This is a genomic window from Pseudoalteromonas sp. JC3 (assembly GCF_030291895.1).
Taxonomy (GTDB): Bacteria; Pseudomonadota; Gammaproteobacteria; order Enterobacterales; family Alteromonadaceae; genus Pseudoalteromonas.
In genome coordinates, this window is record NZ_CP127855.1 from 3,164,347 (window position 1) to 3,189,693 (window position 25,347).

Genomic DNA, 25,347 nt, shown 5'->3' on the forward strand with positions numbered 1-25,347 from the left:
TTCTCTGAGAAACTCCTCTATGAGACTCCTTTACGTGGTATTCGTTATTTTTGTAACGCCTGCTCGTGGGACATTGTTTTTAGTTTAATCGCGAGGCCACAGGAGAAGTAGATCTTCACCACTCCAACAATGATCAAATGAAAGTTTGGGTGGGAAAGCAAATCTAAGTCATAGATATAGGCTGCTTTTATTGGCGCGTCGCCATTCTCTATCATGGCGATTAGCCAATGATAGATTGCAATCCCCTCTTTGATAACCCCAAGCACTATCAAGGCTACGCCCGTTAAAAACAACAAGCGACAATACCACAGCGCAGTTTCTAAACCCGGACAGCGTAAATTACGAAATGGAATAAATTTCATGTCAGTCCTTTATTTACCTTTTGATTGCTCGATTTTGATTAGCTTAACGGTATGGTGCAACAAAGATAAATCCCCTTCTTTACCATGCCCTGGAATAACCATGTTTGCTTCCGGATATCGGCTCAATACCTTGTGTATAGACGCTTGCCACTCATCAACCGAAGCATCCTCCAAGTTACCTAAATTTTTACTCACCACACTTTTCACAAAGCATCCTGCGAATAAAATCTTAGATTGTGGCAGCCACACGACAATATTATCTTTCGAGTGTCCTGCACCTGGGTAATAGGTTTCAACGACACCTGACTTTATCGCTGCTGAGGCTTGCGGCAAATTATGTGACGCGATAGCGCTGTGTTTTTGGGCTAATAGATGGTTAGTTTGGGCTGATGCATAGGTTGGGATCTGATGTTTATTTAATACCGCTAGGCCACCGCTTGCATCTTGATGATAATGCGTGACCACCGCCCCTTTAATATTGAGCTTGCGGTCCTCGGCCCACAATAGCAGTGCTTCTGTGTCTTGCTCGGTCCAAGGTGTATCAACAATGTAAGCATCTTGACCGTCGACCACAATCAGCCCAGAGCCTGCCACTAACCCCCAAGGTTCAACGTGTAGCGAAGATTCATGTTTATAAACATGCTCTGCTATCGGTGTTACCACTAAAGTCGATGTTTCCGTTGCAACTGTCACACAGGGTAACAAAAATAAGAAAGGAGCTAAAAACTTCATCTGAAGTTGTTCGTGTTAATTAAAAGTGACGAAAGACTATCAAGTTCAAGAATATAAAGTCCAGAAATAAAAATGCGCGGCAACCTAAAATCGCCACGCAAATGGTTGGAGAAGTGTAAATTAGCCTACCAGTGCAAGCAAAATACCAGCAGCAACCGCACTGCCTAATACACCCGCTACATTGGGGCCCATCGCATGCATCAGCAAGAAATTATGCGGATTACTTTCAAGGCCAACCTTATTGACCACACGCGCAGCCATCGGGACTGCAGATACCCCAGCAGCGCCAACTAGCGGATTAATGGGACTATCGCTAAATCTATTCATCGCCTTAGCCATTAATACACCTGCTGCAGTACCAATTCCGAAAGCCACAGCGCCTAGCGCTAAAATCCCCAACGTCTCAACCGTTAAGAATTGATCAGCGGCCAGCTTTGAACCCACCGCCAGTCCGAGGAAAATAGTGGTGATATTAATCAACTCGTTTTGCGCCGTTTTACTCAAGCGGTCTACTACACCGCACTCTTTCATCAAGTTACCCAAGCAAAACATACCAACCAAAGGTGTTGCTGCAGGTAAAAACAGTATCGTTAGGCCCAGTACCGCCAGAGGAAAGAGGATTTTCTCGGTTTTTGATACATGGCGCAGCTGCGGCATCGCAATCTGACGCTCTTCTTGCGTCGTGAGTGCTTTCATGATTGGTGGTTGAATAATTGGCACTAACGCCATATACGAATAGGCAGCCACCGCAATTGCCCCTAGTAACTCTGGTGCAAGCTTAGACGCGAGAAATATCGCAGTTGGTCCATCTGCACCGCCAATAATGGCGATTGCTGAAGCGTCTTGCAGGGTAAATTCAAAGCCCGGAATATAGTTCAGCAAAATAGCCCCAAACAAAGTGGCAAAAATCCCAAACTGCGCCGCGGCACCAAGCAACAGCATCTTGGGGTTGGCTATCAGTGCACTAAAGTCCGTCATCGCACCCACCCCCATAAAGATCAACAAGGGGAATACTCCGCTGTCGATACCAATGTAATACACGTAGTATAAGAGCCCACCAGGATCGGCAAGCCCAGCGACAGGAATATTCGTGAGTATGGCACCAAAGCCAATAGGCACTAATAGCAACGGCTCAAAGCCTTTAGCGATCGCAAGATACAAAAGTCCGCAGCCCACTGCCATCATGCAAAGTGCAGGCACGGTGAAGTTGGCAAGCCCTGTTGCTTGCCATAAATTAAGTAACCCTTCCATCACGACATCCTTATGCTAAAGACATGATGGCATCGCCAGCACTGACAGAATCGCCTTCAGAGACGAGTAGTTCTGCGACTTGGCCGCTGTGTGTTGCACGCACCTCGGTTTCCATTTTCATGGCTTCCATGATGAGTACTACATCGCCTTCTTGCACCTCATCTCCTGCGCGCACCATAAGCTTAAAGATGTTGCCGGCAAGTGGGGCATTCAAAGTTTCACTGGAGCTCACCGAAGTTGATTGCGGAATGAGCTCACTGTCTTTGACTTGTACTTCTTGTAACTCACCTCCCGGCGCAACCACTACATCGTATACTTTGCCATCCACTTTTACGCTGTAACGCTCAGTAGCTGATGACTTGGTTTTAGCAGGCGCCGCTGCAGCTTTTTGTTGTTGGCTTTCAACAAGCGTCGGTTTTGGCTCAAACGCATCTGGGTTGTTGCGGTTTTTCAGGAATTTAAGGCCAATCTGCGGGAATAATGCATAGGTAAGCACATCATCAATAACCTCGTCGGCTAAGGTAATTTGTTCCTCTTTTGCCGTCGCGACTAGTTCGCTTTGTAAACTATCCAGCTCAGGTTCAATTAAGTCTGCAGGACGGCAGGTAATAGGCTCTGCGCCTTCAAGCACTCGTTGTTGCAAAGCTTGGTCGACTTGCGCTGGTGTCGCTCCATATTCGCCTTTCAGCACGCCAGCTGTTTCTTTGGTTATAGACTTGTAACGCTCACCGGTAAGTACGTTTAATACCGCTTGCGTCCCGACTATCTGTGAGGTTGGTGTTACGAGCGGTAAGTAGCCAAGTTCTTTACGCACACTTGGAATTTCTTTTAGTACCGCGTCAAGCTTGTCACCTGCACCTTGCTCTCGCAGTTGATTTTCCATATTGGTTAACATGCCACCAGGCACTTGTGCAGATAGAATACGACCATCTACTCCTTTTAAGCTACCCTCAAAAGCTGCATATTTCTTTCTCACCTCACGGAAATAGGCTGCGATCTCTTCTAGCTCCAGTAAATCAAGCCCTGTATCACGTTCTGTACCTTCCACAATCGCCGCGATAGTTTCTGTTGCACTATGGCCATAGGTCATACTCATCGAAGAAATCGCCGTATCGAGCATATCGATACCCGCATCTATGGCTTTTTGATAAGTTGCAGTACTGAGCCCTGTGGTTGCATGGCACTGCATTGCGATAGGAATAGAGACGGACGCTTTAAGCCCAGAGATTAACTTTTCGGCATCATAGGGTTTCAGTAATCCAGCCATGTCCTTGATACAAATGGAATGACAGCCTAAGTCTTCGAGCTGCTTGGCCTGCGTGAGCCACATTTCCAGCGTATGAACAGGGCTTACGGTGTACGAAATCGTGCCCTGCGCATGCGCGCCCACTTTGATGGCCGCTTTAATAGCCGTTTCTAAGTTGCGCACGTCGTTCATTGCATCGAATATTCTAAATACATCTACCCCGTTATGGTGGGCACGTTCAACAAACTTTTCGACAACATCATCAGCATAATGACGATAGCCCAATAGATTCTGACCACGCAGTAGCATTTGCTGTTTGGTTTTTGGCATTGCAGCTTTCAGTGCACGGATCCGCTCCCATGGATCTTCGCCTAAATAGCGAATACACGAGTCGAAGGTTGCTCCCCCCCATGATTCAACAGACCAGTAGCCCATATTGTCGAGCTTCTCAGCGATAGGAAGCATATCTTCCAAGCGCATTCTGGTGGCGAGTAATGACTGATGCGCATCGCGCAGCACTAATTCGGTTAGCTTTAACTGTGACATGCAAAACCCCTATTAATTGTTTTTTCTGTAGGCTACAACGGCAGCGCTAATGGCTGCAATATGTGCCTGTGGCACACCCTGTGACGATGTTGCTCTAGTTGTTTTTGATCTTGTGGTACTTGGCTCTACTTCTTTAAATTGAGCAGCAAAGTTGGCCAACAGTCGCATCGCAAAAATCAAAATGGACAGAAAAACAAAAACACCAACCATACCGGTCAGCATGAGATTTCCTGCTTGCAGTAGCTGCGCTCCAATATCCATTTTTACCCCTTACTTGCTGTTTGGTTTTCCTGTTCGATGTTAACGAACTGGTATAAACCTTCACTTTTTGTAGATATTTATTCACCTTATAACAAAAAATGTTCCACTGTAAAGTGCATTGTAAATTGGTATTACCAAAACACTTAACTTATAAACAATCAGTAAGTTAGCTTTGAAATCACTAATAAATATGGAAAACCAACGTAATAAATATGAAAAATATTCAAAATAGCGCCGACTAATACAGTGATTTTAATGAATATAGAATGGATTTTTGATTACGCAAGATAAATTGTAAATTGGACTGACCAAAAGTTAACGTTTACGTAAACGTTACGCTGTATAACGCGTATTTCGCTGGATATAGTAAAAGGGAACTGCAAACAATTTATTCGCATTACAGCTTTTTCAATATAGATGGGTATAATAAGGGGAAATTTTTGCCACAACGAACGTCTATGCCCTCCCTTGAACAAAATGAAAATTTATCTTTTCAAAGCCAATTTAAGTTAGATAAAGCCTATTATCGAGAGTGTTTTGAAGAATCTGAAGCCAATGGACTTGCTGTTAAACCGAAATATGGCTTGCTTGTACTGCTAATTGCACTGGGGCTGTTTGCTATTTACGGTTTGCAGGAGCACTACGTTGGGAACTTTCTTATTCTATTGGCTGTGGTTGAATGCGTCGCTTTCTACTATCGTAAAGCTTGGTGGGTGATAAGGCAGTCGTATTCTCGCGCTGCTGGCAATGTCGTCAAAGTTTCAATCACTAAAACTGGTATTAGCACCAAAGCGACACATGCCGAATTTTCTTACCCATTTGACGACTTAGATAAACTCGTTGAAACGAGTAGAGGTTTTTTGGTATTTCACCAAAACAAACCGAGCTATATCAGTAAATCTGGACTTAACGAAGAAGCGATTGCTTTTTTGTCTGGGCAAAGCCAGAAATAAGAAACCCCGCAGTGGCGGGGTTTTTTTATGCCAGTCAAACTATGTTAACTAACATCGTAATTCAATATTTGGTCAATTACATATTGCCCGGGCTAGATTTCTCAGCCTGAATTCGCATGTAAATTTCTTCACGGTGAACTGAAACATCTTTAGGCGCATTTACACCAATACGTACTTGGTTACCTTTAACACCTAGTACTGTTACAGTCACTTCATCACCAATCATCAGGGTTTCACCTACTCGACGAGTTAGTATTAGCATTCTCTTGCTCCTGTTATTCCAAAATTTAAAAGATTCCGCGTCAAATCCATTTTAAATAAAAGTTCCTAGAAAAGTAAGCAAAAACTTCTTTTACTCAGTACTTTCCAATTCGAATTTGGCATGTAAAGCCCGTACAGCTAGCTCTAAATATTTTTCTTCTACCAGTGCCGAGATTTTTATCTCTGATGTAGATACTAATAGAGTGTGAATATTTTCTTCGGCCAATGCCATAAAAAAGAGACCAGCAACACCTGAATGAGATTTCATCCCGATGCCAACCGCTGAGATTTTTGCCACGTTAGCATTAACCTCTACGGTTGCGCCACCTAAATTTTGTGCATGTTGCGCTAAAACTTCTTCCGCCAGAATACAATCATTTGTGTGCACAGTAAAAGCATAGTCTATTTTTTTCTCACTGTGGTTCAAATGGTTAATCATATCGACTTCGATATTATGCTCACCAAGAAGAGAAAGTATATTGGCAAGATTACTAGGTTTTGCATCTACATTGTTAACTAAGATAAGCGCTTCGTCTTTGACACTCGCTACCCCAGAGACCACTTTAGTATTTTTCATCTTACCTTCCTCATAGCTAATTAAGGTGCCGTTGTCAGGAGAAAACGAAGAAAGTACACGCAGTGGTACATTATATCGACCAGCCGCTTCAACCGAACGGATCTGCAAAACTTTAGCGCCCACACTGGCCAGCTCCAACATCTCAGGAAAAGTAATATGTGATAAACGCCTTGCATTTGGCTCTATGCGCGGATCGGTAGTATAAACGCCATCGACATCAGTATATATCTGACATTCGTCTGCTTGCAAAGCCCCTGCGATTTCAACTGCTGAGGTATCTGTACCACCACGCCCCAACGTGGTGATATTGCCTTCTTCATCGCGCCCTTGAAATCCGGCAATAATGGTTATTCGGTTATGCTCAAGCTCTTGCTTTAAGCGGGTCGTGTCTATTTCTGTGATCCGCGCTTTAGAGAACATGTTATCGGTTTTAATACCAACCTGATCGGCAAGTAAGCTCACGGCAGAATGCCCACGCTTAATGATGGCCATCGCCAATAACGCAATAGAAACTTGTTCGCCGGTGGTGATCAATACATCTAGCTCACGAGAACTCGGACGTGCATCGATTTGTTGGGCAAGGGAAATGAGACGATTTGTCTCGCCTGACATTGCAGACAACACGACCACCACTTGGTGGCCTTGTTGTTGTGTTTTGATAACGTGTTCGGCAACCGCCTCAATACGCTCTACCGAACCTACCGAGGTGCCGCCAAACTTTTGTACAATCAGCGCCACTTGCTGATTACTGCGTTACTTCATTTAACCAAGTTGGAACACTGTTTAGTGCTGCGTCTAGGTTTTCTGGTTGTGAACCACCAGCTTGCGCCATATCAGGACGACCGCCACCTTTACCACCGACTTGAGAAGCCATGTGATTAACTAGCTCACCTGCTTTTACCTGACCAACTAAGTCTTTCGTTACGCCAGCGATTAGGCTTACTTTATCGCCATTTGCTACACCTAGCGCGATGACACCTGAGCCAATCTTGTTCTTCAGGTCATCGACCATGCCACGTAGTGCTTTAGACTCAGCTCCTGCAACGTTCGCTACGAGTAATTTAATCCCATTCACTTCGGTTACAGAGTCAAGTAGCGTTGCACCCGCAGCACTTGCTAGTTTGTCATTTAGTTGAGCAACTTGCTTTTCAAGGCCTTTTGACTTTTCAAGTAGCGCAGATACTTTTTCTAGCACTGATGAGGTATCACCCTTAACCAAAGCCGCAATTTCAGAAAGCACTTGCTCTTGCTCATTAACATAAGCGATAGCATCAGCACCTGTTACCGCTTCGATACGACGAACACCCGCTGCGATACCGCCTTCTGATACAATCTTGAAGAGACCAATATCACCAGCGCGCTTCACGTGTGTACCACCACAAAGCTCGATTGAGTACCCACCAATTGAAACGACTCGAACTTCATCATCGTACTTTTCACCAAAGAGCGCCATCGCACCTTTATCTTTGGCAGCATCGATATCCATCAACTCAGTTTGCAGAGCAAAGTTACGACGGATCTCTGCGTTCACTGCATCTTCTACCTGCTGCAACTGCGCTTTAGTGACGCCTTCAAAATGTGAAAAGTCGAAACGAAGACGATCCGGCAGTACCAATGAACCTTTTTGAGTAACATGGTCACCCAACAAATCGCGCAGTGCTTTGTGCACCAAGTGCGTTGCAGTATGGTTTTTCTTCACTCGCTCGCGACGCTCAGCGTCAATACGCGCATCGGCTTTATCGTTAACACCAATACGGCCAACCACATGACCATGGTGTGCAAATGCATTACCTAGCTTTTGCGTGTCAGTAACCACAAACTCGCCGTTAGCCACTTTTAGTACACCCGTATCACCAACTTGGCCGCCTGACTCAGCATAGAAAGGCGTGCGGTCAAGGATAACCACACCTTGTTCACCATCTTCTAACGTATTGGTATGTTGACCGTCTTTAAAGATTTCAACCACAGTGCCGGTATAGTGCTCAGCATCATAGCCTTTGAAGTCAGTATTTTTATCAGACTTCAAGCGCTCGTTGTAATCTGCACCGAACTTGCCAGCCGCTTGTGCTTTTTTACGCTGTTCTTCCATGCATGCTTGGAAGCCACGCTCGTCAATCGTCATAAAACGCTCACGCGCCACATCTGCCGTTAAGTCTGCAGGGAAGCCGTAAGTGTCATACAGTTTGAACACTAGATCGCCTGGAATAACGTCGCCTTCAATACCTCCAAGGCTGTCTTCTAGGATAGTCAAACCACGGTCTAGTGTTTTACCAAACTGATCTTCTTCAATACGTAGTACTTTTTCGATAATCGCTTGTTGCTTCACTAATTCTGGGTAAGCTTCACCCATTTGCTCAGCAAGTGCGGCAACTAACTTATAGAAGAATGCCCCTTTTGCACCGAGTTTATTGCCGTGACGAACTGCACGACGAATGATACGACGTAGCACGTAACCACGACCTTCATTCGATGGCATGACGCCGTCAGCAATAAGGAACGCACACGAACGAATGTGGTCAGCAACCACACGTAGTGATTTATCTTCTAAATCTTGTGCATCTGTTACTTTTGCAGCTGCTTTAATCAGCGCTTGGAACAGGTCAATCTCATAGTTTGAGTGCACACCTTGCATAATAGCCGAGATACGTTCAAGACCCATGCCGGTATCAACCGACTGCATTGGCAGCGGCTCCATTGTGCCGTCTGCATGACGGTTGTACTGCATGAATACTAAGTTCCAGATCTCAATGAAGCGATCGCCGTCTTCTTCTGGTGAGCCCGGAGGTCCCCCCCAAATGTGCTCGCCGTGGTCATAAAAGATTTCAGAGCAAGGACCGCAAGGACCCGTGTCGCCCATTGACCAAAAGTTATCCGCCGTCGCAATACGGATGATCCTGTCTTCTGGAACACCAACTTGTTTTGACCAGATATCAAATGCTTCGTCGTCTTCATGATAAATAGTAACTAGTAGCTTTTCTTTTGGCAGCTTGATCACATCCGTAAGGAAACCCCAAGCAAATTTTATTGCGTCGGTTTTAAAATAGTCACCAAAGCTAAAGTTACCTAGCATTTCGAAGAAAGTGTGGTGCCTTGCGGTATAACCTACGTTTTCAAGGTCATTATGTTTACCACCAGCACGAACACAGCGCTGTGAACTGGTTGCTCGCGTATAAGGGCGTTTTTCCGCACCCAAGAAGGCATCTTTAAACTGCACCATACCAGCGTTGGTGAACAGTAAGGTGGCATCATTACCCGGAATTAACGAGCTTGAAGGCACCACTTGGTGCTGTTGTTTAGCAAAGAAATCTAAGAAGCTTTGCCTGATTTGTGCGGTAGTCATATGCTGCATGTGATCATTCACCCTTTATTTCTTCTTGCTCTGCTGCAGTCATTGCAGCTTCAATTGCAAAATCTATTTCATCAAAACTAAAACCACGATAACTCATGTAACGTACGCGCTTAGTTTTTTCTTTATATTCTATCGGTTGTGCGCAAAGACCGTACTTTTTTTCATAGGTTTTTGCGGCTTGCATGTACCAATCAATTTCGCGCTCAGCGATTAGCGTATGCAAAGTCTCTCGGCTCACACCCTTTTGCCCTGCATCCATTAATACACGCTTTTCTCCAAGTCCTTTTGCAATCTGACGGTTTAAAAAGCTCTCTGCATAGCGGTCGTCATTAACGTAATCGAGCGACTTTAGCCAAGATACCAATTGCTCCGCGACTGCCGCTGTAGCCCCTTTTTGCAGTAGCTTTTGCGTCAATCCAGACTCAGAGTACTCTTGTCTCGACAATAACCAAACCGCATAGTTTTTTAGCTTTTTAACTTCTTGTTCATCCATCAGGCGTCAAAGCGTCCTGAGTCAGACTGAGAGATGTTAGTATTTTCATCATTTTCCTTCTTTTCAACGATAATTGGCATAAACATCGCTTGAAAAGAAACAAAAAAGCCTATCATGGCGACCGGCATGATAATAATCGCCGGGATCATCGACAGCGGTATAGACGCAACGATAAACGCTGCGACGACCAGGCCGTAAATACTCAGCGCGGCCATATTATGATAAAAAGCGGCAAGCGAGCACTTCATCGCGTGAAAAATACGTTTTTCACCTTGGAAAAACACCTGTGGCACGACAAAAGCGAAGGCCATCATAATGACCGATTGTGCAATCACAAATACGGCAACTTCGGCAAAACTAATATTGCTCGCGATAAGTCCGATAAGTTCATTCGGCTCGGTATTTGGGCCAACACTCTCCAGCGCAGTCGCCACATCACTGAATAGCACACCGGCAACCATAGTCAGCAACAGCGCACCTGCCATTTGATAAATACCAACTCGGAACAAGTGTAATCGGCGGCCTTTTGCTGCAAAAGGCTCAAAAATATCAGCTAACTTTATTGGTTTATTGATCTGTTTATTGATAACTGCAAGGTAGAAGCCAGCGCTTAAGAAAGGACCAGACAAGGCAGCGATGATATGAAAAATAGGTGCGAACAGGGGCAATAGACTTACTACCGCCATGAAAATATACATCAACATGAAAGTCATAGGCTGGGTTTTGAAAATTGCCCACCCGGCTTTTAGCCACTGCACGCCCATGCTTGCTTTGAATGTTCTAATTGGTGTCGACATAGTCCACTTAATTTAAGCTATAACGTCTTTGATTATACTGATTACCGCGTCGAGTGAAAAGGCATGAAAAGCGGATTTGTCAGCGCTTTTTAGCATATTTTAAACAAATACTGACGGTTACCATAACCTATGTTGGACATCTTAAGTTTGAGAGAGTTGTAATGAGAATAGTATGTTTGATATGACAAGCCAACCGAAGCACTTATCTAGTCGGCTTGTTGTAGTAAGCATATACGCTTCGGCTAATCCGCTTTTGATATCTTTTTGATATCCAGCATGTGGGCACCGTGTTGGATCTTGGTTTTTAGATACTGTTCATTACCAGAAACCCCAGCCTTAACATGCGCCTGAGTGCCAACTACCTCATCGACAGTAATACCCGCATTTCTCAACGCCTTCAGCTTTCTTGGATTATTCGTCATTAACTTAACGTGGTTTAATCCGAGCGCCTGAAGCATCAACACGGCATCAGAGAAATCTCTTAAGTCATCTTCAAAGCCGAGGTGGTTGTTTGCCTCGTAGGTGTTCATCCCTTGTGATTGCAATACATAAGCATCGATTTTATTGTACAAGCCAATGCCACGACCTTCTTGGCGCAAATATAACAAAATGCCGCCTTGTTTATGCATCGCCTCAATACATTCATTTAACTGTTCGCCACAATCACAACGAGAAGAATGAAAGACATCGCCGGTTAAGCACTCAGAGTGCATACGAATTAGGGGAATTTGCTGCTGACTGTCTGCGCTATTAAATACCAGCGCAACATGTTCCTGGCCATCTTTTAGCCCTGAAAAAGAAACTATTTCTGCAGGGATATTACTATGCTGCCCTACATTCAGCCCGACTCTCGCTCTTACTTCTGCCACGTCTTAATCTTGCCTAATGTGATAATATAACAATATGCTACCATACATGGGATATGGTGTCTCTAAGTTCATTATACAAGGCCAAGGCGGACATCGCATTGGTAAATGTCAAAATTCGAACTAGGCTATATAAAAAGGAAAGCGAAAACATTTATAACTCATGCGCTCTGTTTTTATCTGCCTACTATTTTTAACCACATTCAGCTACGGCTCTGACATTGATTTCAGTGGCTTTGCTACGCTCAAGGCGGTTAAAACAGACTCCCATACCGCCAAAATCAGAGAATCCATCTCACATCCGCACGGTGTGGAAAAAGATGAGCTCGACTTTTCATTTTCTTCTTTGGGCCTACAGGCAGAGTGGCATGCAAATGATAATGTAGAGTTTGTTGGGCAACTGCTATTAAAAGAGCAACACGATGACCGAGTCAACAATGCAATAAAACTGGCTTTTCTACGCTACAACCTAAATTCGAACTGGCAATTTCGTGCCGGACGCACCGGGTTAGACCTATTTTTGATGACTGAATATCGGGATATTGGCTATTCAATGGATATGGAACATCCGCCTGTCGAGTTTTATTCTATTATTCCTCACCAAAACCTAGATGGCGTTGACTTGCAGTATCGCGCACCGCTTGATCAGGGCATCGCCAGCATCAAAGCATATTGGGGCCGCTCCGAATCGCCTATCTACAGCGATTATAAGTTTTTTTGGAATGTAGAACTTAAATCTATCTTGGGTGTAGCGGTACAGTACGAAACGTTAAATTGGCTGTTTAGAGCCAACTATACAACAACAAAAGCAGCTAATGAGCATGAACAGCAAAAGCAGTTACGTGAGGCTCTCGCGCAAGTTCCTCTACAAGTTTGGCCAACCAAAAATGAGCTTATCGACTCTCTTTATATTATCGACAAGCGCTTCACCTATAGCGCGCTCAGTATGAGATATGATGATTCGAAGTGGTTGGTACAAAGTGAATTATCGCTGACGGATTCAAATTCCAGCGTGCTCAACCGCCTAAAAGCAGCTTATATCACACTAGGCAAGCGCTTCGATTTAAACACTTTGTCTTTCACCTACTCAGTTGCCAAGTCCGATAATGAGCCAAGTGTAGAACCCGGTCCGCTCGTCCCATTACCTGAATTAATACAAATATACGAAGCTGCTTCCATGCACTCTGGTTTTTATCAACTGGATCAGCATAGCACCTCACTAACGTGGCGACGCGAATTGAGCCCGACGTTAGCACTAAAGTTCAATTGGAAGCATACATCAGCGGACCATTTGCCCAGCGCTTTTTACCTTCACGATACTGAGCAATTTAGTGATCCCGACCTTTCTTTTAACACCTTCACACTTAGCTTTAATTGGGTGTTCTGATGAAAAGGTTACTTACTGCTGTTTTCTTCCTGATTTCTTACCCAATTTCAGCAACAGCTGATATTGCCGTCATAGTTAACAAAGACAACCCCATCGAGTCAATATCGCAGCGCCAACTCATCGACATGTACATGGGAAAATACGTTGCCTTTCCCAACGGCGATATGGCCGTGACCTATGACTACGAGAAATCACACCCTTTAAGAGGTCCTTTTTTCTTGGCACTGACAGGACGCAATGAAAGCCAAATCAATGCTTATTGGTCAAGAATAAAGTTCAGCGGCAAAGTTTCTCCCCCACAGTCATTTTCCTCACCGTCGACTATACTTGAAAATATCAGAAATACGCCAAATGCAATCGGCTATGTTCCAGCAGACTTTGTGACGGGTGATGTGAAGGTAATTTATCAAATCGATGACTAAATATGGGCTGATCGTGCGGCTAGCACTCGTGCTTGTTGTCTCGACTTTTATTTTTTCAATGCTTTACGCTAAGTTATATCACGACCATATTGTTGAGCGTGAACTTCGGCGTTCTAATACTATTATTGGGCAAATTGGCCAAACCGTGTCGTCTTCTTCCTCTATTGCCACTTATCTCAATGACAAAGACCTTGCTGTAGAAGTTATTAATGGCCTAGTCAGTAACGACATTATCTCTTCTGCCGCAATAAAAAGTGAGGATAAGTGGCTCGCTCAAAGTGTAGGATTTAAATCGCAAAATGCGACCATTATTTCGCTTAATCATCCGTTTTTATTGAGTGAAATTGTTGGTGAGATCTATATTCAACCAAATTCCGTTTTTATCGAGCAAAGTGCTAGAGATATCGCCCGTTCAAGTGTTCAAACTTTGTTGGTTGTCATCATCCCAATCTTAGTCATCTTCACCGTTGTTACACATTTTATAGTTACAAAACCCCTGAGTAACTTAAGTAGTCAAATTGCTAGGGTTATTCCTGGAACACCATTGGATTTAGTCGTGCCTAGGGGGCATGAATCAAGTGAAATTGGTGATATTGCGAGCAATACCAATCAACTTATTGCTAAAACCGCTTCCATGTTCGAGCAAGAGCGCCAACTGCGAGCTGATATTGAAATACTTGAGAAGCGCTTTAGGCTGATGTTTGAGCGCTCCTCTTCTCCCACCCTACTGGTAAAAGACAAAGGTGAAGTGATCTTAGCTAATGATGCCGCTTGTGATTTGCTGGCAGGCATGGCAATTGACCTTGATGAATATTTTCCCGAAAGTTTTGGTCGCTACTGCAAAACTCCGGATATTCTCTACACCTTTACGGAGCATACCTTGGAGCTTAACCAGCCAACTCAGTCAGAGTTTGAGTTTATTAACCCCATGACCGAACAGCCTGTTTGGCTGAGTGTCATCATGCTTAGAGTGGAAAGTAGCGGGCAATTCTATTTACAGGTGTTTTTATCAGATATCACGCTTAGAAAAACTGTGTTTCAAGAACTCAATAAAAAGGCTAACCGCGATAAGCTAACAGGCCTCTACAATCGCCATGGTACTGAAATCAAGATCAACGAGTGGTTAGATAACGAAACTCCGTTTAGCTTATTTATTATTGATTTAGATGAGTTTAAACCAATCAATGATATTTATGGCCATAACGCCGGTGACGCTATGTTAAAACACATCGCCACTCAAATTAGTGCTCAGGTGAGAGAACAAGACGTGGTTTGTCGTTGGGGAGGTGATGAGTTTTTGATTGCCTTGCACTGCGCTAAAAATGAAAAATTGCAGCGCATCGCTGAAAACCTGTTAGGGGCGATAAACACCGAGATGATTTGGCAAACGTCAGAAGGGAAATTACTTCCACTGCGAGTTGGTGCGAGCATAGGTATTGCAAGCTACCCAAGAGACGCGGTTGAGCTAAGCCAATTAATCGAATGTGCCGATGTCGCCATGTATACGGTTAAAAAAGACAAGAAAAACGCCTTTCAATTTTACTCGTTAAGCGCTTAGTTATACCGCTCAAGTTAGCACGACAGTCCACCAGCACACCTAATCCTCTTTTATCTACTGAAAGTGGCTTATCTGCTGCATTGCCTCTTGAATATATTCAAAGTTTGGCTCTTGCTCAGCTGGCTGGTTAGTTTCATCGAGCATCTCATAAGTTCCCATGGGCGAGACTTCAACAATTTGCTGCTTACTCACAATCGCATATTTATTGTAGCTACTGAGTAATAGCCAGTTTCTCTTTTTAACTGTTCCGGTTAAGTTATAACCCGTACTATAATCTTCAAGTGTGTTTTTAACCCCTAAGTACTCATTCATCAACGTCGGCACGACATCTAAGTGACTGGTTACCACATTTGAGGCTTGCCAATGCTGCCACTTTTCGCTTTTTGGTCCTACAACAATAAATGGCACCTTTATCTGCGGCTCAGTAAAATTACTATTGTGTCCCCAGTAATTAAGCTTGTTGTCATTAAGCTCTTCACCATGATCTGATGTGATAATCACCAGTGTATTTTCTATATCAAGCTGCGCTAATACCGATGCAGCAAGACTATCTACAAAGTGTGTACTGGTAAGATAACGATTTAAAATTGGTTCTCTATCATAATCGTTGTCCAATAACATATGGTTAATGGGGCCGTGCATTGGCCCAAACCCGGCATGGTAACCCTCAGGAACTGCGTAGCCATGGATTGCATCATAAAAGAGAAAACTGAAAGACGGCTGGTTTGGATCTTTATTAGCATACCATTTAACCCAATTTTTGGTGATCTGCTCATCCCTAGCTAATACGTCATCACCTTTTGTATGCGTTTTTAGCCCCTTAATGCGAGCAAACACGGTTTCATTAAACTCAGGGCGAACAAGTTGTGCAGACGAAAATACCCCAAATTGATAACCCAAATCGCGCATTCTATCCATCAATAATGGCGTAACTCGATTGTTGTAAATATCCTGCCAAGCAGTGCCTGGCAAACCATAAAACAGTCCGGTGATCCCTGTTCGTGTAGAATTTCCAGTAGAGAAGTGTTGATTGAAGACCACACCTTGTTGTGAGAACCGCCAAATATTGGGAGTAACTTGTGCCGTGAAAGCATCATACCGCCATGAATCCAGTACCACAAAAACAATATCAAGAGGCTTTTTAACTGGCTCTACTTCAATAGGTTGTAAAGGATAGTTAAATTGCCCTTGTGTTAAAGACATTGATTTCTGCTGCGCCAATGCAGCCTCATCTAGCAAATCATATTTACGCAAAAAAGAGTTTGCTGTTGCAGGTTTGTAGAGGGGTAAATACTTACTGAATCCTGTGATCGGTTGATATACCGTCGCACTTGCCCAAGCATGAATTGTATTGCTCGCCAACAGGGCAATAATGGTTACGCTAGTGAACTTTCGACCAAAGCGCAGCTGCATTACGGCTCGGGGCTTACTTAACCACGTTAACAGGTAAAACTGGAAAGCAAATATCATAACAAAAATGGCTACCGCTTGAGCCCATGCAATTGGCGAGAACTCAATAACTTGGCCTGCAAGCAGCATATCGACAATAACACCGTTAATATGAAACTTGTAAAGCTCAAAGCACAAGCTATTTGCAATAAGTGCTACGAAAAACAATGCATAAAATAAAGCAAAGCATACGGATCTCACTTTATTTGACTGTAACCATACTAAAGGCATAGCGACAATACTCACTAACGCTGTGAGTAAAGCCATATGGCTCCACGTTGATACGGAAACGTAAAATAATGTCAGTCCTTGATAATCAACAGGGTTGGTATTTACAACATTTATGGTAATTAAGATTGAGCAAAGAGAGTTGATAAGAACCAACCAGCCGAACTGGTGAAATCGATGACGCAATAGCACAGTTCAAATTGTTCCTTTAATAGAAAATTTGACTGTTATATTACCGTTCTGACACATTAGTGTCACATTAAAAATTGTGAAAAAGTTTAACGCCGAAACAAGCCGCTTTGTTAGTACTATTTCAATATCGTTTCTTTATAGTTTTCTGCTTTTATTTCAACTTGATACTTGCTAGCCAGTGAATCCAGCTCTGCTTGCCACATCGCCAAATCATCCATCGTTATGGTGTTGTCATCCAATTGCCATAGCTGACGAGATCCCGCATAGCTATACTGAATCGCCGTCATCGCATCTACATCCCCCTGCTGCGCTGCCTGTTTTAACTTCGCCATTTTACGGGTGATTTTGTTCAATGATTGCTTTAAGTCCCACACATAACTGACTTCAGTCATAAAGGGATGCGCTTTATGCTTTTTGAGCACGAGCCCAATGACGATGCAGGTCACTACTACACCAGTTAGATTCCAATGAAAATGGCTACCATCTACATCAGGAAATAATTGGATCAATAACTGAGCAATCCCTAAACTACCGAGTGCTAGCGCCACAACGCAAGCAATAATTACTTGATTTAAATGTTTGCGATAACGCGCTTTATTGATCTCAACTAACTTCATAACTACCTATGATCACGAAAAATTAAATAATGTGCTCTGCTCTTCGTGCATTGTAATCCATGGCCTGTAGCCAAACCAAGATACACATCAAAAAAAATCTAAAAACTTTCACCCCGTTTCAGTTACCCAAACGTTTTATATACGAAAACAATATAACAGGGATAAAATCATGACGACATTAGCCACTCTTCAACAGCCTAATTTAGGAATTCCAAAACTCGCACTATCGCTTGTTGGCGCAGTTATTATTACTTTTGCCACCTTTGGCTTTATGCAAAACTTAGTTTCTCAGGAACTCACTCCCCCCATTGTCGACATAGAAGTATTTGATCTTACTATTGCAACGGATAGAGAGGACTCTCCAGTCGAAGAAAAAAGGGTAATGCCAGAACCACCAAAACCAATAACGGCCCCAGTTAGACCGACTGAAAATATCGTTGATACAGGAGATAATCTACAAATTAGTAGCGAGACACCTAGCGTAGATTTAGGTAAGTTTACTAACACAATGACACTGCAATTCTCCACCGATGGGCAAGCGACTCCACTTGTTAGAAGCAACCCTAACTATCCGCCCGCGGCTGCTAGAGATGGAGTGGAAGGCTGGGTAGAAATGGAGTTTGCCATTTCTCCACAAGGCGAAGTGATTGATGTTAAAGTGACGAATGCGGAGCCTAAAAGAGTATTTGATCAGGCTGCTGTCAGAGCACTCAGGAAATGGAAGTATAGACCACTTATTGTTGATGGAAAGCCGCAGCCGCAATACGCTCAGCGCGTTGTATTAGAGTTTACACTGGAACAATAACAGCCATTGATACGTAATCAATTTGAGTCGCTGAGTCACGAAGTAAACTTCTTAATTTAACCTGAGGTTTGGATAAGGAATGAGCTAACTCATTGTTTTTAATAGCACATTAAATTATCCCCTTATCTAGCCTGACAGTTTTAGGGATAACAAGGCGAATTTATGCACCAATAGCTGGCTATTGGAAGTGAATTCAACGCAGTTAGCGCTAAAACTGGCTGCTAGAAAGGCATTAATTATCCGAAGCTCAGGTTAATTTAGCTTATTGATATTAGGGTCTGTTGACCCTTGAGACTTAGGATTGCCTATGCTGAGTAGCTTGAAAATGTGGCGTGCTCGCGCCACCAGCAATGTAGAAGATCCGCTTTATGAATATGCGACGACGGGTAAAGTAAAATACCTAGAGCAAGTCATTGAGCGCTATCAAGGTGATTTATTTCACTTTCTAAAAACACAAACACAGGCGGCGTCGGCAGAAGATATATGTCAAAAAACATGGCTAAAAGTCATCGAAAAGAAAAGCGCTTATCGACAACAGGGTCACCCCAAGGCTTACTTGTTTCACATTGCACGTAACTTGCTAATCGATTCAATCAGGGCGTCAGGTAAACTCTCTGAGTTGACAGATAGTAAAGTAGGTATGACCAACTCCAATGAGTTCACAAAAACATCGGAGGAACAGTGGCTATACCAGCAAATTGCTACACTTCCTTTATTACAAAAAGAGGCGCTAAGCTTACAGTTAGAAGGGTTCAGTTTAGCTGAAATAGCACAAATTGTAGGGGCCACACAAGAGACTGTAAAAACTCGAATTAGATACGCAAAAGAGACTCTAAAGTCTCAAGTGGGTGAAGATCATGAGTAATTTAGACAAATTTGACGCCAAGTTAAAAGCGGCTTACCAAGCTAACAAGCAGGAAAAACCGTTAACTTTGGCTACTCGCATCAAGGTGCGACTAGTTAGCTTTGCCCATCATTATTTGGGTCGTATAGAAACTTGGCAGTGGAGCGCGGTTACTTGTTCAGTCGCTTTACTTTTCACCTTATGGTATCAAAATCAACATTTTGATATTGATAAAGAATATAACTCAAATGCTCATTTAGTCAGTTATGGAGATTTTCAACACATCGAAACGCATGAGCTACAGCAAGGCCAGTATCTTGCCCGTATAGATGAACAGAAAAAAGTGCTGGATGCTAGATTTGAGGCTGCGCAACAACAAGTTCAAGAACAGCGTTACGGTCGACTCGTTGCAATTAACGATGATGCTTGGTTAATTGAAGAGTGTAATACCCATACCCTCATCGAGTTAAAACAAAGCCTACTTAGCGTGATGCCACAGCCAAAAACTAGTGTTATCAATTTTAATACGCCAGTTATGCTAGCACTGTCGACCGCCAACAACGGACAAATTATTGCTATTGAAAGTACGGGGCACAACCAAGTTTTGGCTTGCCCCTAACTGGCGCTTACTCTTAAATCATAATAAGGCTGGCAATAAAGAAGCAGATAATTGCTAATACCCCGCCCACCAATGCATAAGGCAACTGGGTTTTAACATGAGTCAGTAAGTCACATCCAGATGCCAGTGCCGATACCGCGCTGGTATCAGAGATAGGCGAGCAGTGATCGCCAAATATACCACCGCTTAAAATAGCACCAAGCACAAGCGACGGCGGCAAGCCAAGCGCTTGAATCAGTGGCACACCAATCGGTATTAATATGGCAAAGGTGCCCCATGATGTGCCAGTTGTAAATGACATGATTGCACCTGTAATAAAGAGTACAGGTACTATCAAGTAAATAGGCAGATAGTCACCAACTAAAGACGCAACAAAAGTCCCTGTTCCCAACTCTTTTAGACTTGCACCTAGAGTCAAAGAGAGTAACACAATGCTTACCAATGGCAGCAGCTCCCCCATCCCCTTAAAGCCAACATCCATTAGCTCGTGATGACTAAATCTCTTACCAGTTAAAAGCAGCAGGTACGCAACGGTTGAAGCTAAAATTGTGGCATAAAGTACTGACTTAGAACCACTACCATTTGCCAATACACCATCGCCTGTCCAAAACATAAATCCAATCATACTTACAATCAGCGTTAATAAAGGGATCAGCATATAACGCGATTTGGTGGCACTTGGCCCACTACTTATTTCAGCTGTATGGTGCTTTAACTCTTGCTCTGCGGCCCTCATCGGTCCATGAACTTTATCAAAGACAATCGTATAGAGAACAATTAACAGTGCAATAATCGCATAAAAATTAAACGCGACACTACCCCATAAAATACTCACTGCCGACTGCTCAAGTTCGTAGTTACTCAGCAATCCAAGCACATAAGCACCCCAACCATTAAGCAAAATCAAAATACATACAGGAGCGCTAGTACTATCGATGATATAAGCCAAACGAGCCCGACTCATTTTGAACTTATCAAATAGTCCCCTCGCAACAATACCAGAGGTTAGTACACTCATATTTGATTCGATGAACACTGCAGTGCCAGTAAACATGGTTAGTAAGCCAACCTGACGTTTACTTTTAGCGACGCCTCGATTAAGCAGCATATTCACCGTTGCAGCAACCCCACCTGACTCTCGGATGAAGGCAAGCAATGCACCGATCACAATGCTAAAAATCAAGATCCGGCTGTTACCTGCCGATGTCGCAACCTCAATAACACGTTCAATACTGCCTACGAATGTGCCAGCAATTAGCGACTGCTGACCATGTAGAGCCAATAAAAATTCGGAAGAAACTAACGCTAAAATCAAAGCGATAATCACTTCTTTACGCCAAAACACGACTGCAATCGCAATCAAAGGTGGCAAAATCGAGTACCAAGCCATATAGTTTAGTCTATAAATTCAAAACACTTAGCTTAAGTTAAGCGGTTTAAAACACCAAGTCTTTGCGACTAAATTAAATTTAAGTCAACATTTAACCCCAATACTGGTACAATGAGTGTGTTTTGTGCAATGATATTCCTTTTTGGTCTATCGTAACGTTCCAATTGAACCTATAATATGGACAGATTAATTTAGTTCGGATTGAGTATCGTATGTCTACATTTGTCAAAATAAAAGCACTTCGTCCATCACTCTCAAATAGTGAAGCAAAGCTTGCTGACTTTACCTTGAACTCGGGCGATAAAATCCGTGCGCTTTCCTCCGTTGAGCTGGCACGCGAAGCCGGTGTCAGCCAATCTAGCGTCGTAAAATTTGCCCAAAAGCTGGGGTATAAAGGATTTCCAGCATTTAAACTTGCCGTCGTTGATGCGCTCAACGAGCAAACAGATACCAGCGCAGCAATTGATGAGTTAATTTCCAGTAATGACTCAATCGAGTTAATCGCAGATAAATTACAACTAAAACAGCAAAATGTTATTTCCGAAACTCGAAAACTTAACTCAGCAAAACAGTTTGAGAACGCAATTCAGTTGGTGAAAAACGCACGAAAAGTCATCGTATGTGCACTTGGTAGTACCTTCACTATGGCCCAAGATTTAACTTGGAAACTCCAAAAGCTTGGTATTCCGGCAATTGCTCAGGTCGATGAAATCAGTGCCTCTAGCTTTATTGCAACGATGGGAAAAGACGATCTTTTTATTGTGATCAGCAATACAGGAACCAGCAAGAGCTTGCTAACCTTGACTAATCAAGCTCTGGATAATGGCTGTAAATGTCTTGCCATTTCACGTTATGGTAGCCACTCACTCGCGGAAATGGTAGATGCGATACTATATTGCATCAATGAAGGGGAGCCACTTAAGCATTCAGGTATGCTGTCTCGTACTTCTCAAGCCTACCTTATTGACGTTTTATTCACGGCACTTGCACAATCAAACCTGCATTGGCAAAAACGCGTGGATAAGGCCAATGAAAACATGCAAGTATTGCGTAGCGAGTAAGACTTAAGCCACTCACGGCAGACTCGTGCTGCCGTTTACCTCTAGCAAAAACCCGTTACAGTCTCGGGTATAATAAATACTTTTTCTGCTGCTTTAAAAAATCTTGTACATCCTGCTGCCACAGTTTTTTCAGCTCTGATGCCGATTGGCCAGATTCAATGGCTTTGCGGATTTTGTCCGTGCCTGCAAGCTTATCGAGAAAATCGGGGGACTGAAAAAACGCTTTATTCTCGTGTTTGAACTGTGCATATGCAGCAACAAACCAAGTTAGATCAAAACCTCGTACATTGCTGTTTCTTAAGTCTAGGCCAAACGCAGTCACACCATTTAATTTAGGATTGGAAGCCGCACCTAGTACTGGTCGGGGAGTGAACTGAAACTCACCCAATTTAGGATCTGGATAGCCAAAAACTTGAAATGGAAAATCCGTTCCACGACCAACAGAAATAGGTGTCGCTTCAAAAAAGCACAAAGATGGATACAAGTAGATTGCTTGTTGGTTTGGTAGGTTAGGACTTGGTGGTATCGGCAATCTGTATTCGGTGGCACCGCTATAATTTCGCATTGGAAATACACGTAACTGTGGCGCTGTAAGCGAGGTTAACCACCCTTCTCCTTTAATCATAGTCGCCAGTTCGCCAACGGTCATGCCATGCAATACGGGAATGGGATGCATACCAACAAAAGATTGAAATGGTTTTTCTAATAATGGGCCATCAACATATGCGATATTTGGGTTTGGCCTATCAAAAACCCAAAATTCAATATTTGCATCGGCTGCAGCTTCCATCGCGAGGTGCATAGTGCTGATGTATGTATAAAAGCGTAACCCCACATCTTGAATATCAAAAATAAGCACATCGATATCTTTGAGCTGCTCAGGCCTTGGCTTTTTATTACTACCATAAAGCGAAATGATTGGTAGCCCAGTTTTCACATCTGTTGCATCATCTACTTTAGCACCCGCATCATAATTACCACGAAAACCATGTTCCGGTGCAAAGACCTTTTTAACATCCACTTCTTTATTAAGTAAGTAATCAACTAGATGTTGGTCGTCAATGCGGGATGTTTGGTTTACGATTAATCCGACGCGCTTACCTTTTAACACAGGTAAATACTCTTCTGCGCGCTCAGCACCTAATGTAAGCGCTTCAACAGTTAAAGGAACACAACAAAAAACAAGTAGTAATAAAATTCTGAGTGATTGAAACATATAACGCTTTCTCTAAATAAATACGCGATTAGGGTATCAGTCAGAAAAAAAATGAAAAGTATTTCGGGAGTTTAATCATGCAGTAGTGAACCTCCGAGCGTCGTCATATTTAACTTTCGTAAAAGATCGCAGGGTAAACCTGCTCCTACATGGATATTAGACACAAAAAAACCGACTTTCGTCGGCTTGTTTACCTCTATATTTCACCACTTGAGGAAAAGTGGCGGACGCAGGACGTGTGTTGTGGAGAGTGAACCTCCGACCGTCGTCATATTCAACTTTCATAAAAGATCGCAGGGTAAACCTGCTCCTACACGATACATTTAAGCACAAAAAAACCGACTTTCGTCGGCTTGTTTATCTCTTTATTTCACCAATTGAGGAAAAGTGGCGGATGCAGGACGTATGTTGTGGAGAGTGAACCTCCGAGCGTCGTCATATTCAACTTTCGTAAAAGATCGCAGGGTAAACCTGCTCCTACATGGATATTAGACACAAAAAAACCGACTTTCGTCGGCTTGTTTATCTCTTTATTTTACCACTTGAGATAAGTAGTGGATGCAGGACGTGTATTGTGGAGAGTGAACCTCCGACCGCCTGTTTTTACCTTCATTCTTTCACCACTTGAGGAAAAGTGGCGGATGCAGGACGTATGTTGTGGAGAGTGAACCTCCGAGCGTCGTCATATTCAACTTTTGTAAAAAATCGCAGGGTAAACCTGCTCCTACATGGATATTAGACACAAAAAAACCGACTTTCGTCGGCTTGTTTATCTCTTTATTTCACCACTTGAGGAAAAGTGGCGGATGCAGGACGTGTATTGTGGAGAGTGAACCTCCGACCGCCTGTTTTTACCTTCATTCTTTCACCACTTGAGGAAAAGTGGCGGATGCAGGACGTATGTTGTGGAGAGTGAACCTCCGAGCGTCGTCATATTCAACTTTTGTAAAAGATCGCAGGATAAACCTGCTCCTACATGGATATTAGACACAAAAAAACCGACTTTCGTCATATTCAACTTTTGTAAAAAATCGCAGGGTAAACCTGCTCCTACATGGATATTAGACACAAAAAAACCGACTTTCGTCGGCTTGTTTATCTCTTTATTTCACCACTTGAGAGAAAGTGGCGGATGCAGGACGTGTATTGTGGAGAGTGAACCTCCGACCGCCTGTTTTTACCTTCATTCTTTCACCACTTGAGGAAAAGTGGCGGACGCAGGACGTGTGTTGTGGAGAGTGAACCTCCGACCGTCGTCATATTCAACTTTTGTAAAAGATCGCAGGATAAACCTGCTCCTACATGGATATTAGACACAAAAAAACCGACTTTCGTCGGCTTGTTTATCTCTTTATTTCACCACTTGAGGAAAAGTGGCGGATGCAGGACGTGTATTGTGGAGAGTGAACCTCCGACCGCCTGTTTTTACCTTCATTCTTTCACCACTTGAGGAAAAGTGGCGGATGCAGGACGTATGTTGTGGAGAGTGAACCTCCGAGCGTCGTCATATTCAACTTTTGTAAAAAATCGCAGGGTAAACCTGCTCCTACATGGATATTAGACACAAAAAAACCGACTTTCGTCGGCTTGTTTATCTCTTTATTTCACCACTTGAGGAAAAGTGGCGGACGCAGGAGGATTCGAACCTCCGACCGCCTGGTTCGTAGCCAGGTACTCTATCCAGCTGAGCTATGCGTCCGTTACGAATGTATAGTTTTCCAACTTCTTTATATTTAACCACTTAAAGAAAAGTGGCGGACGCAGGAGGATTCGAACCTCCGACCGCCTGGTTCGTAGCCAGGTACTCTATCCAGCTGAGCTATGCGTCCGTTACTAATGTATAGTTTTCCAACTTCTTTATATTT

Annotated in this window: 23 protein-coding genes and 2 tRNA genes; 8 read left to right on the plus strand and 17 right to left on the minus strand. The window is 43.3% G+C overall.

Annotated features, from left to right (window positions below; translation table 11 throughout):
- Positions 1 to 44 precede the first annotated feature (44 nt).
- From QSH61_RS13635 to QSH61_RS13655, 5 genes are all read right to left on the minus strand, one after another.
- A complete protein-coding gene (locus QSH61_RS13635) occupies positions 45 to 362 on the minus strand; it encodes a hypothetical protein (protein ID WP_010606216.1) in 318 nt (105 codons plus the stop codon).
- Positions 363 to 371: 9 nt separating this feature from the next.
- A complete protein-coding gene (gene bla / locus QSH61_RS13640) occupies positions 372 to 1,094 on the minus strand; it encodes a subclass B1 metallo-beta-lactamase (protein WP_102057295.1) in 723 nt (240 codons plus the stop codon).
- A 120-nt stretch (positions 1,095 to 1,214) separates the two neighbouring features.
- Complete coding sequence (locus QSH61_RS13645; RefSeq protein WP_039493572.1) at positions 1,215 to 2,345, minus strand: sodium ion-translocating decarboxylase subunit beta; 1,131 nt, start codon at positions 2,343 to 2,345, stop codon at positions 1,215 to 1,217.
- 10 nt (positions 2,346 to 2,355) lie between these two features.
- Complete coding sequence (gene oadA / locus QSH61_RS13650) at positions 2,356 to 4,137, minus strand: sodium-extruding oxaloacetate decarboxylase subunit alpha (RefSeq protein WP_206473248.1); 1,782 nt, start codon at positions 4,135 to 4,137, stop codon at positions 2,356 to 2,358.
- 12 nt (positions 4,138 to 4,149) lie between these two features.
- Entirely contained in the window at positions 4,150 to 4,398 is a 249-nt protein-coding gene (locus QSH61_RS13655; RefSeq protein WP_206473246.1) for an OadG family protein, read from the minus strand.
- 440 nt (positions 4,399 to 4,838) lie between these two features.
- Here QSH61_RS13655 and QSH61_RS13660 point away from each other — a divergent pair, with 440 nt between their 5' ends.
- Positions 4,839 to 5,351 carry a YcxB family protein gene (locus QSH61_RS13660; protein ID WP_248298742.1) on the plus strand — a complete coding sequence of 171 codons (513 nt, stop codon included), beginning with the start codon at positions 4,839 to 4,841 and terminating at the stop codon, positions 5,349 to 5,351.
- Between the two features lie 76 nt (positions 5,352 to 5,427).
- On the opposite strand, the gene csrA is transcribed toward QSH61_RS13660, so the two are convergent.
- From csrA to QSH61_RS13690, 6 genes are all read right to left on the minus strand, one after another.
- A complete protein-coding gene (csrA, locus tag QSH61_RS13665) occupies positions 5,428 to 5,613 on the minus strand; it encodes a carbon storage regulator CsrA (protein WP_010375935.1) in 186 nt (61 codons plus the stop codon).
- Positions 5,614 to 5,703: 90 nt separating this feature from the next.
- Positions 5,704 to 6,927 carry an aspartate kinase gene (locus tag QSH61_RS13670; protein WP_010606210.1) on the minus strand — a complete coding sequence of 408 codons (1,224 nt, stop codon included), beginning with the start codon at positions 6,925 to 6,927 and terminating at the stop codon, positions 5,704 to 5,706.
- 7 nt (positions 6,928 to 6,934) lie between these two features.
- On the minus strand, positions 6,935 to 9,538 hold the full coding sequence (alaS, locus tag QSH61_RS13675) for an alanine--tRNA ligase (protein ID WP_174169904.1): 2,604 nt from the start codon (positions 9,536 to 9,538) through the stop codon (positions 6,935 to 6,937).
- Between the two features lie 4 nt (positions 9,539 to 9,542).
- Positions 9,543 to 10,031 carry a regulatory protein RecX gene (locus QSH61_RS13680; protein ID WP_010375943.1) on the minus strand — a complete coding sequence of 163 codons (489 nt, stop codon included), beginning with the start codon at positions 10,029 to 10,031 and terminating at the stop codon, positions 9,543 to 9,545.
- Complete coding sequence (locus QSH61_RS13685) at positions 10,031 to 10,828, minus strand: BPSS1780 family membrane protein (RefSeq protein WP_248298741.1); 798 nt, start codon at positions 10,826 to 10,828, stop codon at positions 10,031 to 10,033. The genes QSH61_RS13680 and QSH61_RS13685 overlap by 1 nt, the downstream gene beginning before the upstream one ends.
- A gap of 242 nt (positions 10,829 to 11,070) precedes the next feature.
- Positions 11,071 to 11,697, minus strand: a complete 627-nt coding sequence (locus QSH61_RS13690; RefSeq protein WP_010606207.1) for a GTP cyclohydrolase II — start codon at positions 11,695 to 11,697, stop codon at positions 11,071 to 11,073.
- Between the two features lie 160 nt (positions 11,698 to 11,857).
- Between QSH61_RS13690 and QSH61_RS13695 the strand changes: the two genes are divergently transcribed.
- Genes QSH61_RS13695 through QSH61_RS13705 form a run of 3 tightly spaced genes read left to right on the plus strand, consistent with a single transcriptional unit; the run spans position 11,858 to position 15,061 of the window.
- Positions 11,858 to 13,081 carry a hypothetical protein gene (locus QSH61_RS13695; protein ID WP_174169903.1) on the plus strand — a complete coding sequence of 408 codons (1,224 nt, stop codon included), beginning with the start codon at positions 11,858 to 11,860 and terminating at the stop codon, positions 13,079 to 13,081.
- Positions 13,081 to 13,503 (plus strand): type 2 periplasmic-binding domain-containing protein, encoded by a 423-nt coding sequence (locus tag QSH61_RS13700; protein WP_010606205.1) that lies wholly within the window; start codon positions 13,081 to 13,083, stop codon positions 13,501 to 13,503. The genes QSH61_RS13695 and QSH61_RS13700 overlap by 1 nt, the downstream gene beginning before the upstream one ends.
- A gap of 13 nt (positions 13,504 to 13,516) precedes the next feature.
- Complete coding sequence (locus QSH61_RS13705) at positions 13,517 to 15,061, plus strand: sensor domain-containing diguanylate cyclase (RefSeq protein WP_286122245.1); 1,545 nt, start codon at positions 13,517 to 13,519, stop codon at positions 15,059 to 15,061.
- 54 nt (positions 15,062 to 15,115) lie between these two features.
- On the opposite strand, the gene QSH61_RS13710 is transcribed toward QSH61_RS13705, so the two are convergent.
- Positions 15,116 to 16,930, minus strand: coding sequence for a DUF3413 domain-containing protein (locus QSH61_RS13710; RefSeq protein ID WP_238536730.1), 1,815 nt, complete (start codon positions 16,928 to 16,930; stop codon positions 15,116 to 15,118).
- A gap of 116 nt (positions 16,931 to 17,046) precedes the next feature.
- Positions 17,047 to 17,547, minus strand: coding sequence for a DUF3087 domain-containing protein (locus QSH61_RS13715; RefSeq protein WP_206473242.1), 501 nt, complete (start codon positions 17,545 to 17,547; stop codon positions 17,047 to 17,049).
- A 169-nt stretch (positions 17,548 to 17,716) separates the two neighbouring features.
- Here QSH61_RS13715 and QSH61_RS13720 point away from each other — a divergent pair, with 169 nt between their 5' ends.
- The 3 genes from QSH61_RS13720 (at position 17,717) to QSH61_RS13730 (ending at position 19,815) form a co-directional block, all read left to right on the plus strand.
- Positions 17,717 to 18,352, plus strand: a complete 636-nt coding sequence (locus tag QSH61_RS13720; RefSeq protein ID WP_010606201.1) for an energy transducer TonB — start codon at positions 17,717 to 17,719, stop codon at positions 18,350 to 18,352.
- A gap of 307 nt (positions 18,353 to 18,659) precedes the next feature.
- The gene (locus tag QSH61_RS13725; RefSeq protein WP_010606200.1) at positions 18,660 to 19,217 is read left to right on the plus strand and encodes an RNA polymerase sigma factor; all 558 of its coding nucleotides are present in this window, start codon (positions 18,660 to 18,662) and stop codon (positions 19,215 to 19,217) included.
- On the plus strand, positions 19,210 to 19,815 hold the full coding sequence (locus QSH61_RS13730; protein WP_206473240.1) for a hypothetical protein: 606 nt from the start codon (positions 19,210 to 19,212) through the stop codon (positions 19,813 to 19,815). The genes QSH61_RS13725 and QSH61_RS13730 overlap by 8 nt, the downstream gene beginning before the upstream one ends.
- 13 nt (positions 19,816 to 19,828) lie before the next feature.
- On the opposite strand, the gene QSH61_RS13735 is transcribed toward QSH61_RS13730, so the two are convergent.
- A complete protein-coding gene (locus tag QSH61_RS13735; protein WP_206473238.1) occupies positions 19,829 to 21,205 on the minus strand; it encodes a Na+/H+ antiporter NhaC family protein in 1,377 nt (458 codons plus the stop codon).
- A gap of 212 nt (positions 21,206 to 21,417) precedes the next feature.
- Between QSH61_RS13735 and QSH61_RS13740 the strand changes: the two genes are divergently transcribed.
- On the plus strand, positions 21,418 to 22,266 hold the full coding sequence (locus tag QSH61_RS13740) for a MurR/RpiR family transcriptional regulator (protein WP_174169897.1): 849 nt from the start codon (positions 21,418 to 21,420) through the stop codon (positions 22,264 to 22,266).
- Positions 22,267 to 22,321: 55 nt separating this feature from the next.
- Here the strand turns inward: QSH61_RS13740 and QSH61_RS13745 are convergent, their stop codons facing one another.
- The 3 genes from QSH61_RS13745 to QSH61_RS13755 all read right to left on the minus strand — a co-directional run bounded on the left by QSH61_RS13745 (position 22,322) and on the right by QSH61_RS13755 (position 25,311).
- Positions 22,322 to 23,482, minus strand: coding sequence for an exo-beta-N-acetylmuramidase NamZ family protein (locus QSH61_RS13745; RefSeq protein WP_206473236.1), 1,161 nt, complete (start codon positions 23,480 to 23,482; stop codon positions 22,322 to 22,324).
- Positions 23,483 to 25,104: 1,622 nt separating this feature from the next.
- Positions 25,105 to 25,181, minus strand: a tRNA-Arg gene (locus QSH61_RS13750).
- A gap of 53 nt (positions 25,182 to 25,234) precedes the next feature.
- Positions 25,235 to 25,311 (minus strand) — tRNA-Arg (locus tag QSH61_RS13755).
- Positions 25,312 to 25,347 lie beyond the last annotated feature (36 nt).

Bases quoted from the DNA above. Each gene is read 5' to 3' on its own strand.
- QSH61_RS13735 (WP_206473238.1), bottom strand. From the start codon at position 21,205: ATGGCTTGGTACTCGATTTTGCCACCTTTGATTGCGATTGCAGTCGTG.
- QSH61_RS13745 (WP_206473236.1), bottom strand. From the start codon at position 23,482: ATGTTTCAATCACTCAGAATTTTATTACTACTTGTTTTTTGTTGTGTT.
- QSH61_RS13695 (WP_174169903.1), top strand. From the start codon at position 11,858: ATGCGCTCTGTTTTTATCTGCCTACTATTTTTAACCACATTCAGCTAC.
- QSH61_RS13725 (WP_010606200.1), top strand. From the start codon at position 18,660: ATGCTGAGTAGCTTGAAAATGTGGCGTGCTCGCGCCACCAGCAATGTA.
- QSH61_RS13730 (WP_206473240.1), top strand. From the start codon at position 19,210: ATGAGTAATTTAGACAAATTTGACGCCAAGTTAAAAGCGGCTTACCAA.
- QSH61_RS13700 (WP_010606205.1), top strand. From the start codon at position 13,081: ATGAAAAGGTTACTTACTGCTGTTTTCTTCCTGATTTCTTACCCAATT.
- QSH61_RS13680 (WP_010375943.1), bottom strand. From the start codon at position 10,031: ATGGATGAACAAGAAGTTAAAAAGCTAAAAAACTATGCGGTTTGGTTA.
- QSH61_RS13655 (WP_206473246.1), bottom strand. From the start codon at position 4,398: ATGGATATTGGAGCGCAGCTACTGCAAGCAGGAAATCTCATGCTGACC.
- QSH61_RS13635 (WP_010606216.1), bottom strand. From the start codon at position 362: ATGAAATTTATTCCATTTCGTAATTTACGCTGTCCGGGTTTAGAAACT.
- QSH61_RS13685 (WP_248298741.1), bottom strand. From the start codon at position 10,828: ATGTCGACACCAATTAGAACATTCAAAGCAAGCATGGGCGTGCAGTGG.
- csrA (WP_010375935.1), bottom strand. From the start codon at position 5,613: ATGCTAATACTAACTCGTCGAGTAGGTGAAACCCTGATGATTGGTGAT.
- alaS (WP_174169904.1), bottom strand. From the start codon at position 9,538: ATGCAGCATATGACTACCGCACAAATCAGGCAAAGCTTCTTAGATTTC.
- QSH61_RS13720 (WP_010606201.1), top strand. From the start codon at position 17,717: ATGACGACATTAGCCACTCTTCAACAGCCTAATTTAGGAATTCCAAAA.
- QSH61_RS13715 (WP_206473242.1), bottom strand. From the start codon at position 17,547: ATGAAGTTAGTTGAGATCAATAAAGCGCGTTATCGCAAACATTTAAAT.
- QSH61_RS13740 (WP_174169897.1), top strand. From the start codon at position 21,418: ATGTCTACATTTGTCAAAATAAAAGCACTTCGTCCATCACTCTCAAAT.
- QSH61_RS13645 (WP_039493572.1), bottom strand. From the start codon at position 2,345: ATGGAAGGGTTACTTAATTTATGGCAAGCAACAGGGCTTGCCAACTTC.
- oadA (WP_206473248.1), bottom strand. From the start codon at position 4,137: ATGTCACAGTTAAAGCTAACCGAATTAGTGCTGCGCGATGCGCATCAG.
- bla (WP_102057295.1), bottom strand. From the start codon at position 1,094: ATGAAGTTTTTAGCTCCTTTCTTATTTTTGTTACCCTGTGTGACAGTT.